The organism is Colwellia hornerae (genome assembly GCF_007954355.1).
In the GTDB taxonomy this organism is placed as follows: domain Bacteria; phylum Pseudomonadota; class Gammaproteobacteria; order Enterobacterales; family Alteromonadaceae; genus Colwellia_A; species Colwellia_A hornerae.
In genome coordinates, this window is the sequence record NZ_VOLR01000007.1 from 47,044 (window position 1) to 60,251 (window position 13,208).

At 35.3% G+C, this 13,208-nt stretch carries 15 protein-coding genes; 9 read left to right on the forward strand and 6 right to left on the reverse strand.

Features of this window, described 5'->3' with window-relative positions; all coding sequences use genetic code 11:
- Window positions 1-4 precede the first annotated feature (4 nt).
- The 3 genes from ppnN to queF form a co-directional block, all read right to left on the reverse strand.
- Entirely contained in the window at window positions 5-1,345 is a 1,341-nt protein-coding gene (gene ppnN / locus ESZ26_RS06325; protein ID WP_146799015.1) for a nucleotide 5'-monophosphate nucleosidase PpnN, read from the reverse strand.
- A 105-nt stretch (window positions 1,346-1,450) separates the two neighbouring features.
- Window positions 1,451-3,049 carry a GGDEF domain-containing protein gene (locus ESZ26_RS06330; protein ID WP_146798912.1) on the reverse strand — a complete coding sequence of 533 codons (1,599 nt, stop codon included), beginning with the start codon at window positions 3,047-3,049 and terminating at the stop codon, window positions 1,451-1,453.
- 185 nt (window positions 3,050-3,234) lie between these two features.
- Window positions 3,235-4,098 (reverse strand): NADPH-dependent 7-cyano-7-deazaguanine reductase QueF, encoded by an 864-nt coding sequence (gene queF, locus ESZ26_RS06335; protein WP_146798913.1) that lies wholly within the window; start codon window positions 4,096-4,098, stop codon window positions 3,235-3,237.
- A 61-nt stretch (window positions 4,099-4,159) separates the two neighbouring features.
- Here queF and syd point away from each other — a divergent pair, with 61 nt between their 5' ends.
- Window positions 4,160-4,720, forward strand: a complete 561-nt coding sequence (gene syd, locus ESZ26_RS06340; protein WP_146798914.1) for a SecY-interacting protein — start codon at window positions 4,160-4,162, stop codon at window positions 4,718-4,720.
- Here the strand turns inward: syd and ESZ26_RS06345 are convergent.
- The gene (locus ESZ26_RS06345) at window positions 4,717-5,049 is read right to left on the reverse strand and encodes a hypothetical protein (protein WP_146798915.1); all 333 of its coding nucleotides are present in this window, start codon (window positions 5,047-5,049) and stop codon (window positions 4,717-4,719) included. The two genes, syd and ESZ26_RS06345, sit on opposite strands and share 4 nt — an antisense overlap.
- A 203-nt stretch (window positions 5,050-5,252) precedes the next feature.
- Between ESZ26_RS06345 and ESZ26_RS06350 the strand changes: the two genes are divergently transcribed.
- The 8 genes from ESZ26_RS06350 to ybaK all read left to right on the forward strand — a co-directional run bounded on the left by ESZ26_RS06350 (window position 5,253) and on the right by ybaK (window position 10,281).
- Window positions 5,253-5,636, forward strand: coding sequence for a DUF3192 domain-containing protein (locus tag ESZ26_RS06350; RefSeq protein WP_146798916.1), 384 nt, complete (start codon window positions 5,253-5,255; stop codon window positions 5,634-5,636).
- Window positions 5,637-5,898: 262 nt separating this feature from the next.
- Complete coding sequence (locus tag ESZ26_RS06355) at window positions 5,899-6,543, forward strand: GNAT family N-acetyltransferase (protein ID WP_146798917.1); 645 nt, start codon at window positions 5,899-5,901, stop codon at window positions 6,541-6,543.
- A 295-nt stretch (window positions 6,544-6,838) separates the two neighbouring features.
- Window positions 6,839-7,396, forward strand: coding sequence for a DUF7010 family protein (locus ESZ26_RS06360; RefSeq protein WP_146798918.1), 558 nt, complete (start codon window positions 6,839-6,841; stop codon window positions 7,394-7,396).
- A gap of 125 nt (window positions 7,397-7,521) precedes the next feature.
- A complete protein-coding gene (locus tag ESZ26_RS06365) occupies window positions 7,522-8,115 on the forward strand; it encodes an HD domain-containing protein (RefSeq protein ID WP_146798919.1) in 594 nt (197 codons plus the stop codon).
- Window positions 8,116-8,227: 112 nt separating this feature from the next.
- Window positions 8,228-8,824, forward strand: coding sequence for a glutathione S-transferase family protein (locus ESZ26_RS06370; RefSeq protein ID WP_146798920.1), 597 nt, complete (start codon window positions 8,228-8,230; stop codon window positions 8,822-8,824).
- A 108-nt stretch (window positions 8,825-8,932) separates the two neighbouring features.
- Window positions 8,933-9,310, forward strand: a complete 378-nt coding sequence (locus ESZ26_RS06375; RefSeq protein WP_146798921.1) for a PH domain-containing protein — start codon at window positions 8,933-8,935, stop codon at window positions 9,308-9,310.
- 94 nt (window positions 9,311-9,404) lie between these two features.
- Window positions 9,405-9,719, forward strand: a complete 315-nt coding sequence (locus tag ESZ26_RS06380) for a putative signal transducing protein (protein ID WP_146798922.1) — start codon at window positions 9,405-9,407, stop codon at window positions 9,717-9,719.
- 94 nt (window positions 9,720-9,813) lie between these two features.
- Window positions 9,814-10,281 (forward strand): Cys-tRNA(Pro) deacylase, encoded by a 468-nt coding sequence (gene ybaK / locus ESZ26_RS06385; RefSeq protein ID WP_146798923.1) that lies wholly within the window; start codon window positions 9,814-9,816, stop codon window positions 10,279-10,281.
- 56 nt (window positions 10,282-10,337) lie between these two features.
- Here the strand turns inward: ybaK and ESZ26_RS06390 are convergent, their stop codons facing one another.
- Window positions 10,338-12,305, reverse strand: a complete 1,968-nt coding sequence (locus ESZ26_RS06390; RefSeq protein WP_146798924.1) for an LTA synthase family protein — start codon at window positions 12,303-12,305, stop codon at window positions 10,338-10,340.
- A 152-nt stretch (window positions 12,306-12,457) separates the two neighbouring features.
- Complete coding sequence (locus tag ESZ26_RS06395; RefSeq protein ID WP_170246324.1) at window positions 12,458-13,177, reverse strand: substrate-binding periplasmic protein; 720 nt, start codon at window positions 13,175-13,177, stop codon at window positions 12,458-12,460.
- Window positions 13,178-13,208: the final 31 nt, after the last annotated feature.

Consider the following 13,208-nt stretch of genomic DNA (forward strand, 5'->3'; position numbering starts at 1 on the left):
ACCCTTAAATTACTTTATAGCATGGTATATATTTACTGCCGGGTAGTTTCATTCGTTGTTGTTCAACAAATGACGCCAGTAAAGTATCCATTAGTTTCATTATTTTTTTATCGCCAGATATTTCAAAAGGACCATTTTCTCTGATCGCCTTAATACCTTGCGACTTTACGTTACCCGCTACTATAGCAGAAAAAATACGGCGTAAGTTTGCCGCCAATGTCGCTTTGTCTAAATCATAGTTAATTGGCAGGTTAGCAATGTTCTCGTGCGTGGGTTCAAACGGCTGTTGAAAGTCGGGTTCAATGACTAAAGACCAGTTAAAATGGTAGGCATCGCCAGTTTTTTTGCGATAAGTTATCACTTCATTTAATTTATGGCGCATGGCTTTAGCTACGGCAATCGGGTCGTCAACGATAATTTCATAAAGGTTTTGTGCTTTTTCACCTAACGTTGCGCCAATAAAGCGATCAACTTGAATAAAGTATTCTGCACTCTCTTTAGGTCCTGTCAAAATAATTGGTAATTTTTGTGCTTCATTTTTGCTATTGAGCATAATACCTAAAATATAAAGTAATTCTTCGGCTGTTCCTGCGCCCCCAGGGAAAATAACAATACCGTGTGACATTCGAACAAACGCTTCTAAGCGTTTTTCAATATCAGGCATGATAACTAATTCATTAACGATAGGGTTAGGTGGCTCAGCCGCGATAATACTCGGCTCGGTTAAACCAATATAACGACCGTCTTTATTACGTTGTTTTGCGTGAGCTATAGTTGCTCCTTTCATTGGACCTTTCATAGCACCAGGGCCACAACCGGTACAGATATTAAAGCCACGCAGCCCTAATTGATACCCCACTTCCTTAGTATATTTATATTCATTATCATTTATAGAATGACCGCCCCAACAGGTAACCAGATTTGGATCGCTTTCAGGGATAATAACATTCGCATTTCGAAGGATATCAAAAGTGAGGTCTGTTATTTGCTGAGTATGTTTAGCATCGGCTTGATAGCGGTTATGGGTAAATAGAATATCGCGTAACACTGCTGATAATAGCTCTTGTATGCCCTTTATTATTTTACCATCAACGAAGGCATCACCCGGTGGGTTTGTTAAAGCTAATTTTACCCCTCGTTCTCGGCGCAGAACTTGTATCTCAAAATCTTGAAATTTTTGATATATTTGTTCGGCATCATCGGTATGGCTGCCGGCATTTAATACGGCGAGTGAACAGTTTCGATAGACTTGATATATTTTGCTGGTTGCTGATTTTTGAAGTTGCTCTATCTCTGATTGCGAGAGCAGGTTCATATTGCCAACAGGGTTTATTTGCGTATTCATCATTGAGCTCCTTCAGAAAAATGTAAAGCTAATAACTTGAAACGAGCCAAGGCTATTAACTTTTTATCGGTAATTGTAGGAATAAACGCAATTTTCAGACGATATTTATAGGTAAACAACGTTGTTTTTGCCTTTCTCTTTGGCTTGATAAAGTGCAACATCTGCTCGTTCAAAAGCCATATGGACATTATCATCTTGGTGAATATGCGTAGCGCCAATAGAGATGGTGATGGTCACTTTATTACTTTTAAATTTAAAGGGTAATTTTGCCACTTGTAAGCGTAGTCGGTTAAGTTTTTCAATTAAGTTTTCTTGATTGGTACCAGAGAATACGAGTACAAACTCCTCTCCGCCATAACGTGCAATAAATGCTTCACTACCGATGTACTTTTTTAAGGTACTCGAAATGACTTGTAAGGTTTTATCACCAGCAGTGTGGCCGTAGGTATCATTAATACGCTTAAAGTTATCAAGGTCCATAACTACGATAGCCAAGTCGAAATTTTTATTATGAAAACGCACCATTTCTTTAGCGAAGTATTCATCAAATGCGGCGCGGTTGTTGAGCTTAGTTAAGGCGTCTTGTAAACTTCTTGCTTGTTGTTCTTGAATTCGTTTTTCAAAGCTTCGGCTTTGTCTTTCTAATAATTCGACTTTTTCAGTCATTGACGATAATTGACCGTGTAAAGCATCTTGTTGTTCACGCTCAAAGGTTGTTTTCTTTTCAAGTGTACCGGCAATAAGTTTTAACTTAGCATTAATATCAACTTTAATATCCGCTAATGAGGTCGCTTTATCTAAACCATTAGCCATATCTACAATCTGCTTTTGCAACTGTTCATTTAATAAACCATGCTGTGATTGAGCTTTTTTACAGCTGGTTAGCGTCGTTTTAACGGCTGATTGCACCGTTGTTAGGGTTTCACTTAATGTTGAAAGAAATACTTTTGCGGTATTTCTCTCATCGTTTAAATCTTCAATGATTACATCAAATACGGTCAACAAACTGTCTAATAAGTTGTTGTTTGATATACCTTCATTGAGCTGAGATTTAACCACCGCGATATCTTTTGCATGTTTGTCTGAGACGATTAAGCCGCTAACAATTGTTTCAAAGCGTGCTATATACTTTAGTTCGGCATCGTTGTTAACTTCAGCCAATTTTGTTGTTAAATTCTCTTGCCCTAATAATCCACCCACAGAAACGGCGTCGTTAAATTTTGCTGTTAAAGCGTTGTCGTAAAAAGTTAATAATTGACTCAACAAGGGAACATATTGTAAAACAGCATCTTTTGGATCTTTTGACTCGGTGATCAAACTGCGTAACTTACGTCGTAAGTCGGCAGGTAAACCATTGATTTTCTGTAAAGCTAAACCGGCAATATGGAATCTTTCATGTAACTGGTTAAGGTTTGAAATATTTATTTGAGATTGCTGTTGCAGTAAAAGCGAAGTCGCTACTATATGTGCTTGAATGTCAGCAAGTGGTGCTGAATTTTTAAGTAAAAGTCTTAATTTTGCTAACTTATTATCTAGCGTAATATCCATGCCTTTACATACAAGAGAAAGCTTTTCAATAAAACTTATTAACAGTGAAGATTGCGATTTTAGGTCTGTCTCTACATCGGCACGAGAAGTAATGGCGAGTTCGAGTTTTTTCTTCAGTAACATTATTTCTTTGTTAACGGCTGGGTTATTACTCATAAAAAACTGTCTTCCGTAAAGTGCTTTATTGGCTAATGAACTTGATAAATTTCAATTCAGTATAGCTAAATATAGTGCATATAAAAATGAACACACTTTTTAAATTATATTACTTAATAGTAAACCTAAGATGCTAAAAAGTCAGTATTGATAATGATTTATAATTGATTTAACTCAAAAAATGTTTATTGCCTAAGAGTTCTTCCTGTTGGCGCGTGTAATGTAGACGTTGAACGAAATGGATTAATATCTAAACCGCCTCGTCTGGTATAACGTGCAAAAACAGTTAACTCAGTCACTTGACAGTATTTCTTTAAATCACAATATATTCTTTCAACACATTGTTCATGAAATTCATTATGTTGCCTAAAGGATATTAAGTAAGCTAGCAGGGCGCTTGGGGAAATTTTTGGGCCACTGTATTGAAGGTAAATACTTGCCCAATCGGGTTGATTGGTAATTAAACAGTTAGATTTTAATAAATGACTGACTAAAGATTCATTTTTCACAGTTTCTCCTGAAATATTTGCATTAACGAGCAGTGTTGGATCAAGTTGATAGTTATCGATATCAAGCTCTACATCATCTATACAAGTGGTTTTTTCAGAAAAAATCTGATGATTTATTTCTAGTGCAGGACAGTTATCAACAGGAAAAAGCTTTACACCCGCTGTACTTTTAGCTGTATTGGATAGGTCTTTGACCAAGCAATTTTCGACCTCTTGCCAAGATGAAAATCGACTTTGATTAAAGCTATTCAAATACAGCTTAAATGACTTAGACTCAACTATGTTGGTACTGGTGCAAGGAAAACGAAATTCTGCAACAGCAACAACCGGTTTACCTGTGCTATTGAGCCATGAAAGTTCATAGGCATACCAGACATCTTCACCAATAAAGGGTAAGCTTTCGGCGGTAATCGCTAAACTGTCTCTATTCAAAGTTCGAGGTACCGCTTGCAAGAGTTCTGGGTTATATTCACTACAATAACTAGTGGTTTTTCCAAGTGTTAATTGGCTTAATACTTTTGCGTTTTTATAATTTTTCATACAATGGCTAGTTTAGTCTATTGGCTATTTGTCGTTACATTTTAAAGGATCTTTTTAACAGATGAAATCATCACCATGCGAGTTAATGCAATCTTTATCATTATTTTCACAAAAATATTTATCACAATACCAAGAACGTTACCAGCATTTACCGCTTATAGAGAAAGATGAACAGTGGCCTTCTCCATGTTTATCAAATGATTATGATGAAAACCATCAGTATTGGCAGCCGAGTGAAATAAGTGATCCTATCAACTTTGATAATGTTGAAAAAGCTTTAGAGATAACAATACATGCTGATTTTAAAACCTATTTTACCACCTTGTATAGTGACACTTTAGATGCAAGTTGTGATGAAGGCGCTTTGTCGCTACTTTTTGCCTGGAGCAAAGATGACTTTCAACGTTTACAAGAGAATGTAATAGGCCATATTTTGATGAAGCAAAAATTAAAACAATCATTGACCTTATTTTTTGCACTCACAGACGATGATAATATGATCTTAAGTGTTAATAACGACAACGGAGAAATTTGGGTCGAAAAAGTAGGTTCTCAAGCTCATAAAAAAGTTGCAGATTCCATGGTTAGTTTTATTGATATGTTAACCCCTAGAATTCCTTAGCTTTTATTGTTTTTTAAGCTATAAACTAAGGCTTTTAGTTCTGCTAATTCAATTTCGATTGGCTGTAATGCTTTTGCTATGGCTTTTGCGACTATCAGCTCTATTTCTGGAGCGTTCGAGGCTAGTGTTTGATTTTCTTTAACAAGTATCTTAGATTTATCTGCTAATTCGATAAGTTTAGGGTCATGGGTCCAACTTCTTAATATTGAGATAAGAGTGGGCAGTGGAATTGGTTTTTTTAGTTTCGTTTTAAGCAAGGCTACCGTTGGTTTTTTACCTTGATTAGCGAGTTGATTAGCGATGATTGTTATTTCGTCAGTTATCGTCATAAATTTATAATTACTTGTCAAAGAGGCTACATTTTAGCGAATATCACAAAGTATGCTCGCTGCGGTTACTGTTATTTATTTTATCTGTATATATATCAATATCTTGTAGAGTTGGTTTAACCCTTGCTATTAAGTAATAGTTCAATAACTTTGTTTACATTATATAAAATATGTACTCTCAAAAATATTAATCAGGGAAACTTATGAAAAAATCAATTATAGCATTACTTATTGCAGCGCCTTTAACTTTATCATTAACCGGCTGTGTTATTGCTGTTGGTGGTGGTGATGAAGGCCATTCAATATCAACATCGTTTGGCGATCGCGAATATGAAAACCGTAAAAAAATTGATAAAATTCAATTGAATGCCACCTATAATGATGTTAAGAAAAAACTAGGACTTGGCGATTATAATGAAAAATATCAAATAGATGGTAAAGAAATACAGGTACTTTTTTATCGTACACATCGCGTACATAAAGATGATTTAACCACTAAGGATGAGTGTACATATTTACATTTTGTGGATGGTGTTTTATTAGAAATGGGTAATGGCGCAGACTATCGACGCAATATTTCAGGTTAATTGTTATCGCAAATACTATAAAGATAACAAATAGCGCTATCTTTATAGTTAAACCCTGCTTTTTTTTACTTTAATGCCACGCGCATAACCCGTTTTTTTTTAGATGTTTGGCTTTAAAAAATAGCGTAGCAAGCGTTAGAGTTTTGTTTGACCTTATTCGTTTTTTACTGCTATGGTGATCAAATAAAAATAAAAATAAAAATAAAAATAAAAATAAAAATAAAAATAAAAATAAAAATAAAAAACGCAAGGATGACAAGTTATGTCAGAAGTAATAAGTGATAAAAAAAATCTTGATATAAGAGCTGCTTATTTGTCAGGAGAAGACTTAAAACTCGCCGCCTCTTTATTGTATCAAGCTTATCATGATGATCCTGTTTTTTTGGAAATATTTTCCAATGAAAATAATGATTATGAACAAAGATTGCGCGCAGCCATTCGAGAAGAGTTGAGTGCCTTTTGGCATGCTAAACAACCTATGGTTGGTTTATACTTGGGGGAAGCAATGGTAGGCGTTGCTTGTTTAAACAGCCCAGATGAAAGTGTTAGTTCAGAACGATTCTGGCACTGGCGTTTAAAGATGATGTTAGGTGCTGGTTACTTTAGTACCAAGCAGATGATTGAAAAAGAAAAAACAGTACTTGCTGCTGTACCAATGAAGAAGTTTCATATGCTTTCCTTTATTGCGATTCATCCTTTACATCAACATCATGGCTTTGGTCATTACCTTATGGCAGCTGTCAATACTATATTAGAAGAGCACTCTGCTAGTGAAGGCGTTGCTGTCTATGCGACAACGAAGAAATATCAACAATTTTTTAAAGAAGTTGATTATGAACTGGTTAAAGAGCTCTCTATTGGTAATGTTACTGGTTCGCTGATGATACATTACAGAAGTAAAAGTTAAACTTAATGTCTTGATCAATTGTAGATAAATACCGAATTAATATTCGGTATTTTTTTTACTTAATTTAAAATGTTTTTGTAGCTGAACTGAAAATATAGTGGTTGTATTTTTAAAGTGGCCAATGTTATATTTTACCGTTCAATCTATTTCTTGTGCTTTAACTATCTATTTTAGCTAAAAAAATGTTGCAACACTAAGTGTTAGCGACAGGGATTTGCTTAATATTTTAGTTAAGGATATTAATGTCAGTGAATAGCCGTTAATACGACAGGCATTGCAAAGTTAAGGAGTTTAGATGAAGTTTGAAGCAGCACAGGAAGATATGAGCTTTTCATATTTTGGTGGTGGAATTGGTGTATTAGTTTCTGGTTTAATTTGGTGTATTGCAGGTACGGTTGCATTAGTGCATTCAAATCAATTGAGTATGCTAGCATTGTTCTTTGGCGGTATGTTTATCCACCCGTTGGCGATGCTAATGTCAAAATACTTTAAACGCCCGGGAAATCATCACCCTAAAAATCCACTTGGTAAACTGGCATTAGAAAGTACGATTATCTTATTTGTCGGTTTGTTTTTGGCTTTCTATGTAGCAAAACTGCAAGTCGAGTGGTTTTATCCAATAATGCTGATGATCATTGGTGTACGTTATTTAGTTTTTAATACGCTGTATGGCTTAAAAATATACTGGCTTTTAGGAAGCGTGCTGATATTTTCGGGTATGCTATGTATACTATTAAGTGCTAATTTTATTATTGGCGCATTTATTGGCGCATTTATTGGTGGTGTAACAGAAATTGTCTTCTCACTGGTGATCATTAATCAATCGAAAGGTTTGGTGTTAAACGCCACTTAGTTGCTCATTCCCACCTAATAATTACTTGACGATTTTCTTATAGCCACATAGCCCATTATTTTATGCTATAGGCAGGGAACTGTCGTCAAATCATACTTTATTTACCTTATCATTTTGGAAAAACAATGGAAGCACTCAATAAACAATTAGATTTTATTATTGAATTAGATAGGCTCAAAGGAATTTATCGACAAGCGCTGGTCAAGTCTGATAAAAATAGGTTTGAGAACAGTGCTGAGCATAGTTGGCATATTTCATTAACGGCTGAAATACTTCAAGAGTATGCTGTAGAGAAAGTTAATATAGCACGTGTTATGAGTATGTTACTGATTCACGATATTGTCGAGATAGATGCAGGGGATATGTTTGCTTTTTCCGATAAACAAGCACTAGCAGAGCAACAAGAAAAAGAAATTGCTGCAGCAACCCGTATTTTTGGTTTATTACCAGAGCAACAGTTTCAAGCTTTTAATGCTTTATGGTTAGAGTTCGAAAAAGCTGAAACTGTTGATGCTCGATTTGCTAAAGCTATGGACAGCGTTTTACCCTTTTTACAAAATATAAAGAATGAGGGTGGCAGTTGGGTTAAGCATAAGGTGAAAAAATCACAAGTAATAAAACGTAATAGTTTTCTTGAAGGACTCGCTCCTCAGTTATGGTTATATGTTTGTCAGCAAATTGATAATGCGGTGGTACAAGGTTGGTTGCTGGACGAGTAATCGCCATAGTTAGTGCCTTACTTCGTTGTTTGATTACACAAGCTATTATTTATATTGTCGATAATAATTGTCCGACCGATTATTGCAACGTGGCATGCTTAGGGATAATTTAGTGAAAATATATGCGGACATTCAGTCAGGTAATTGTTATAAAATTAAGCTTGTTACCTCAATTTTAAAGATAGAACACGAGTGGATTAATATTAATATACTTGCCGGCGAGAGTGGGACAGCGTCGTTTTTGAAAAAGAACCCAACAGGAAAAATCCCGTTACTTGAGCTCGAGGATGGACGTTTTTTATCAGAGTCTAACGCAATTTTGAACTACCTTGCCTCAGGTTCATCACTGTTACCTAAAGATAGATTTGAACAGGCAAAGGTACAACAGTGGCAATTTTTTGAACAATATAGCCATGAACCATTTATTGCTGTTGCTAGGTTTATCGCTAAATATCTTGGTTTACCTGATAATCGCAAAGCGGACTATCAATCTAAACAAGAAGGTGGTCATAAAGCACTGAGTGTTATGGAAAAACAATTGAAAATAACACCTTATCTTGTCGGTAGCACATTGACTACTGCAGATATTTCACTTTATGGATATACCCATGTAGCAGAAGAAGGGGGTTTTAATCTAGTTAAATATCCTGCGATTCAAGCATGGATTAAAAGGATACAAGCACATCCCAACTATATTGGTATGGTGTAAAGTCAAAGGATAAAACCATAAGATCGGACAGAAATATAACGTTAATCAACACTGCAAATTTCAGCTGTTTATTGTGGTATTTGAAAATCATTTAAATAAGGACTAGCTATGATAGATTTTAAAAATTCTTCGGTATTCAAATTAAAACCAATAGAAATCGAAGATGCGAGAGAAGACTTTCACAAGTTTATGATTGAGGGTGAATCAATTTTTGCGGCCTTTAAAAGTATTAGAGACCAAGTTATTTTCACGAATAAACGCATTATTGCCGCCAATGTTCAGGGAATTACTGGCTCTAAGGTCGACTATACTTCCTTACCTTATAGCAAAATACAGGCTTTTTCAGTTGAATCATCGGGCACATTAGATTTAGATTGTGAAATAGAAGTCTATGTCAGTGAACTCGGTATGGCTAAATTTGAGATTAAAGGTTCCTTCGATCTTATTCAATTTAATCAGCATATTAGTCAACACGTACTTGCGTAAATTTATTGTTATTAACAAATTAATAGCCAGTTTATTGGCTAATATTTTGGCTAAGTAAACCTAACTTATTAATAGCTATCACTAGGGCGCAATGATGAAACTACTTTATGCTCACGAAAACCACTTTATGGTTAACAATGTTAAAAACCTTATTGAGACACAACAAATAAGTTGCTTTATTAAAAACGAATTTGCTCAAGGAGCGGTAGGTGAAATATCTGCTTTTGATGCTTGGCCAGAAGTTTGGCTTGTTAATGAGGCTGATTTTGAACGTGCAACGACGATATTAACTTTATATCAGCAAGCTAATAAAGGCGAAGACTGGCTATGTAAAAGCTGCGCTGAAACAAATGATCCCTCGTTTGAGATATGCTGGAATTGTCAGCATGAACATAAAGAGTCGCTTTAAAGATACTTAAAAACGTTCGAACATCGTTTTTATAATAATATATTAGCCCACAATTATCAGCGATTCCTTTAGGCTACTCACTTAGGATATTGAAATGACACCAGGTATCAATGTAGCTAAAAAAAATAAAGTTTCACATAAAATACACGAGTATTCTCATGATGAAACTGCTGATTCCTATGGGCTCGAAGCGGCCGAAAAATTAGGTGTCATCGAACAACGAATATTCAAAACTTTAGTGGTAATGCTTGATAATAAAACCTTAGCCGTAGGCATTATTCCAGTTTCAGCTATGCTTAGCATGAAGCTTATTGCAAAAGCTTTTGGAGCTAAAAAAGCTAATATGGCTGATAAGTCTGATGTTGAACGTTCTACGGGTTATGTTCTTGGAGGAGTGAGTCCACTTGGGCAAAAAAAGGCACTTAGAACAATTGTTGACGCTTCAGCCAATAATTACGCCTCTATTTATGTAAGTGCAGGCCGGCGAGGGTTAGAGATAGAATTGAGCCCAGCCGACTTAATAAAGCTTACAAATGGTATGGTTACGAAAATATCTCAGTGACATTAATAATAAGTAATTAAAATAATAATTTAAGTCCTAGTTGTTCAGTTTTCTATTCATTTTTTACTGGCATACCACTCATTTTCATAGGCTAAACTTCCCCACAGAGCATGGGCCAAAGCAATCTCTGCAAGTGTCGAATTAATTTCTTTAGCTACCAGCTTTTTTTCTTTTAAATCATAGTCAAAATTTATCGGTGGTTTTTGTGGTTGTAGTATCGTGACATCATCATCGGTCATATAGGCAAAGTTATCGGCATATTGCATCATTGCTCTTCCTGAAACTTTTTTATGATTTAAATCACGGCCAATCATAGGGGAATCGTTCGTTACGCCCATTAATGACAGTAAGGTCGGTGCAAGATCGATTTGACTCACTATTCTTTCATCAGATAAATGTTTATTGCCTGAATTTAGAATAACACCCGGAATATGAAAGTTTTTAATAGGAACTAGGTCGTTTCCTAACGCTCTAGCATCATGGTCGGCAACAATAATAAATATAGTGTCTTGCCAATAGGGTTGTTTTTTTGCTTGGTTGATAAACTTCCCCAAGGCATAGTCAGCATATTGAATCGCTTGATGACGCAACAGTTCTTTTGAATCGTACTGAGCTAATTGCGCTGTTGAATATGCTATGGGCGTTACTTTACCCGATGGAATTTCAAAGGGATCATGATTGCTTGATGAAAAAATAAAACTTAAAAAAGGTTTATCACCTTTGTGTAATTTACTTAATTCGATATCTGCTTGAGTAAACAAGTCTTCATCACTGGCTCCCCACGAAGCGACAAACTGAGGACTTTTTATATCCTTAAAATCAACAATGTCGCTAAAGCCATTACCTAAAAAGAAACCTTTCATATTATCGAAATGGCTTTCACCACCATAAATAAATTGTGTAGTGTAGTTATTTTGTTCAAGCAAACTTGCGATGGTAAAGAAGCCATGCTGGGATTTATCAAGCTTTACTACGGCTCGAGCAGGTGTAGGTGTAAAGCCTGTGATCACCGCTTCAATGCCTCTCACAGAGCGTGTACCGGTAGCATATAAGTTTTTGAACGCCCAACCTTCATTATTTAATTTATCAATTTCAGGCGTGAGTGGCAGTCCTCCTAATGAAGAAACAAATTGTGCGCCTAAACTCTCTTCTAAAATTATCACTAAGTTTTTCGGTTTCCCCTGATAAATCGGTGCCCTAGAGCTAAAAGAAGGTTGCGCATTATTATTAAATGCTTGGGCAGCTAAACCTGTTTCCTGGCGGACAAGTTTAATTACTTGCTTATTAGCCATACTGCCATAAAGCTTTGATGCATTCTTTTCATTACCAAATTGTTTATAAGCATGAGCAACACTATAGATTGAATTTAAGGTTAATGAATTAATGAGCGGGTCAGTAGAGAAATAAACAAATGACGGATTGATAGGACGATGACCGACTGTGCCTCTAGCGCAGAGAAAAAGCACAGCAAAGAGCATAATAAATGCAAGGGATGATGATAACGGTGTTACAGAAATTATTGGTTTTTGGGTACTAGTCAGTTTATCTACTGCGCGCCAAATGAATTTACTGGGCACTATCATTAGGGAGCAGACCACGACTATGGTCAATAAGTGCCCGTTGAGCAACATTTTCATTACTTCATCAGGATAAGCTAAATATTCGATGAATAATCTATTAGGTCTAAATCCATATTCATTAATAAATGCAGGCGTGGCGAGCTCAAAAAAGAGCACGGCCATAAAAATAAAGAAAAAAATTGCTCTTAATATGCTGAGCCATGTGCTTTGAAATTTAGACCACATTAGCAAGGGATGGACTATTGCGGGTAAAATTAATAGATAACCTAGCGTGCTTAAGTCGATTTTTAGTCCATTAAGTATCAAGGTAACCATACTACTAAAATCGTTAAAGCGATCAATTTGCCAAACCCCAAATCCTAGTCTAGCAACAAAAAGTGTAAAAATTAGTAATAACGCAAACAGTACAAATGGCCGAACTAAAACGGTTATAGAGTTAAACATCGTTATTGATATCTCTTATAAAACACCCGACTTAGATTAAAGTATGAAACTTAAGGAAAGCTTAACTTAAACTGAATTTAAGCTTAAATTCGCGTAAAACCCTTGATACCTTTGTCAGTTAACTGGTGGGAGGTAGGTTGACTTAGCATGAGCTACTCTTTTGGTAATGTAGCCGCTTTCATTTTCAATAATACATTGTTTACTTTGCTAATATCTATGACGTCTTTCTTAAATGCCAAATAAACAGGAAGTTTATACTTTTCGATATCTAATACTGCTAAATCAAAATTAGCTTCCATGTTTTTATATATATATTCACCAACTACTTTACTGGTGACAATCGCATCAATTCTGCCATTTTGTAACATGTCAAATAACACTTCATTGGATGGCAGTTGATGAAAAATAGCGGATTCTAAACCATAGGACGCAGGGATGTTCTTATGAATATTTATGCCGCGATGTACGCCCACTGTTTTATTTTTAAAGTCGATGGCACTACCATGTTTAGGATAAAATATGGCTATCGTTGTAATATGAGTAGGTAAATTAGAATACTCTAGAAACTTTTCTCTATATTCAAACTTTCCTACTGAAAAATAACAATCATAACGATTTTTTTTAATTTCTTTTTTTAACCTAGCCCAGGGTAAGTTAATTATTTTAACATCAATTTTAAGTTGTTCAAATAATGGGGTAATTATATCAATATCTGATCCTGAAAATGTTTTCGTCGATTCATTGAAAACGGTATATGGTGGATAATGTGTAGTCGCACATGTTAATTTTTGGGCAGAAAAAGAGGGTTTTGTGATGAACAACACAAAAAATATAGTTAAACTTAATTTATATAGACCTAATTTTTTAACCATAAAATGAACTGTACTTTGCCTGAAAATCATT

What these genes read in the sequence shown, in the direction of transcription:
- ESZ26_RS06365 (WP_146798919.1), top strand. Translation starts at nt 7,522, where the DNA reads ATGGAAGCACTCAATAAACAATTAGATTTTATTATTGAATTAGATAGG.
- ESZ26_RS06350 (WP_146798916.1), top strand. Translation starts at nt 5,253, where the DNA reads ATGAAAAAATCAATTATAGCATTACTTATTGCAGCGCCTTTAACTTTA.
- syd (WP_146798914.1), top strand. Translation starts at nt 4,160, where the DNA reads ATGAAATCATCACCATGCGAGTTAATGCAATCTTTATCATTATTTTCA.
- ppnN (WP_146799015.1), bottom strand. Translation starts at nt 1,345, where the DNA reads ATGAATACGCAAATAAACCCTGTTGGCAATATGAACCTGCTCTCGCAA.
- ESZ26_RS06395 (WP_170246324.1), bottom strand. Translation starts at nt 13,177, where the DNA reads ATGGTTAAAAAATTAGGTCTATATAAATTAAGTTTAACTATATTTTTT.
- ybaK (WP_146798923.1), top strand. Translation starts at nt 9,814, where the DNA reads ATGACACCAGGTATCAATGTAGCTAAAAAAAATAAAGTTTCACATAAA.
- ESZ26_RS06390 (WP_146798924.1), bottom strand. Translation starts at nt 12,305, where the DNA reads ATGTTTAACTCTATAACCGTTTTAGTTCGGCCATTTGTACTGTTTGCG.
- ESZ26_RS06345 (WP_146798915.1), bottom strand. Translation starts at nt 5,049, where the DNA reads ATGACGATAACTGACGAAATAACAATCATCGCTAATCAACTCGCTAAT.
- ESZ26_RS06375 (WP_146798921.1), top strand. Translation starts at nt 8,933, where the DNA reads ATGATAGATTTTAAAAATTCTTCGGTATTCAAATTAAAACCAATAGAA.
- queF (WP_146798913.1), bottom strand. Translation starts at nt 4,098, where the DNA reads ATGAAAAATTATAAAAACGCAAAAGTATTAAGCCAATTAACACTTGGA.
- ESZ26_RS06330 (WP_146798912.1), bottom strand. Translation starts at nt 3,049, where the DNA reads ATGAGTAATAACCCAGCCGTTAACAAAGAAATAATGTTACTGAAGAAA.
- ESZ26_RS06380 (WP_146798922.1), top strand. Translation starts at nt 9,405, where the DNA reads ATGAAACTACTTTATGCTCACGAAAACCACTTTATGGTTAACAATGTT.
- ESZ26_RS06355 (WP_146798917.1), top strand. Translation starts at nt 5,899, where the DNA reads ATGTCAGAAGTAATAAGTGATAAAAAAAATCTTGATATAAGAGCTGCT.
- ESZ26_RS06360 (WP_146798918.1), top strand. Translation starts at nt 6,839, where the DNA reads ATGAAGTTTGAAGCAGCACAGGAAGATATGAGCTTTTCATATTTTGGT.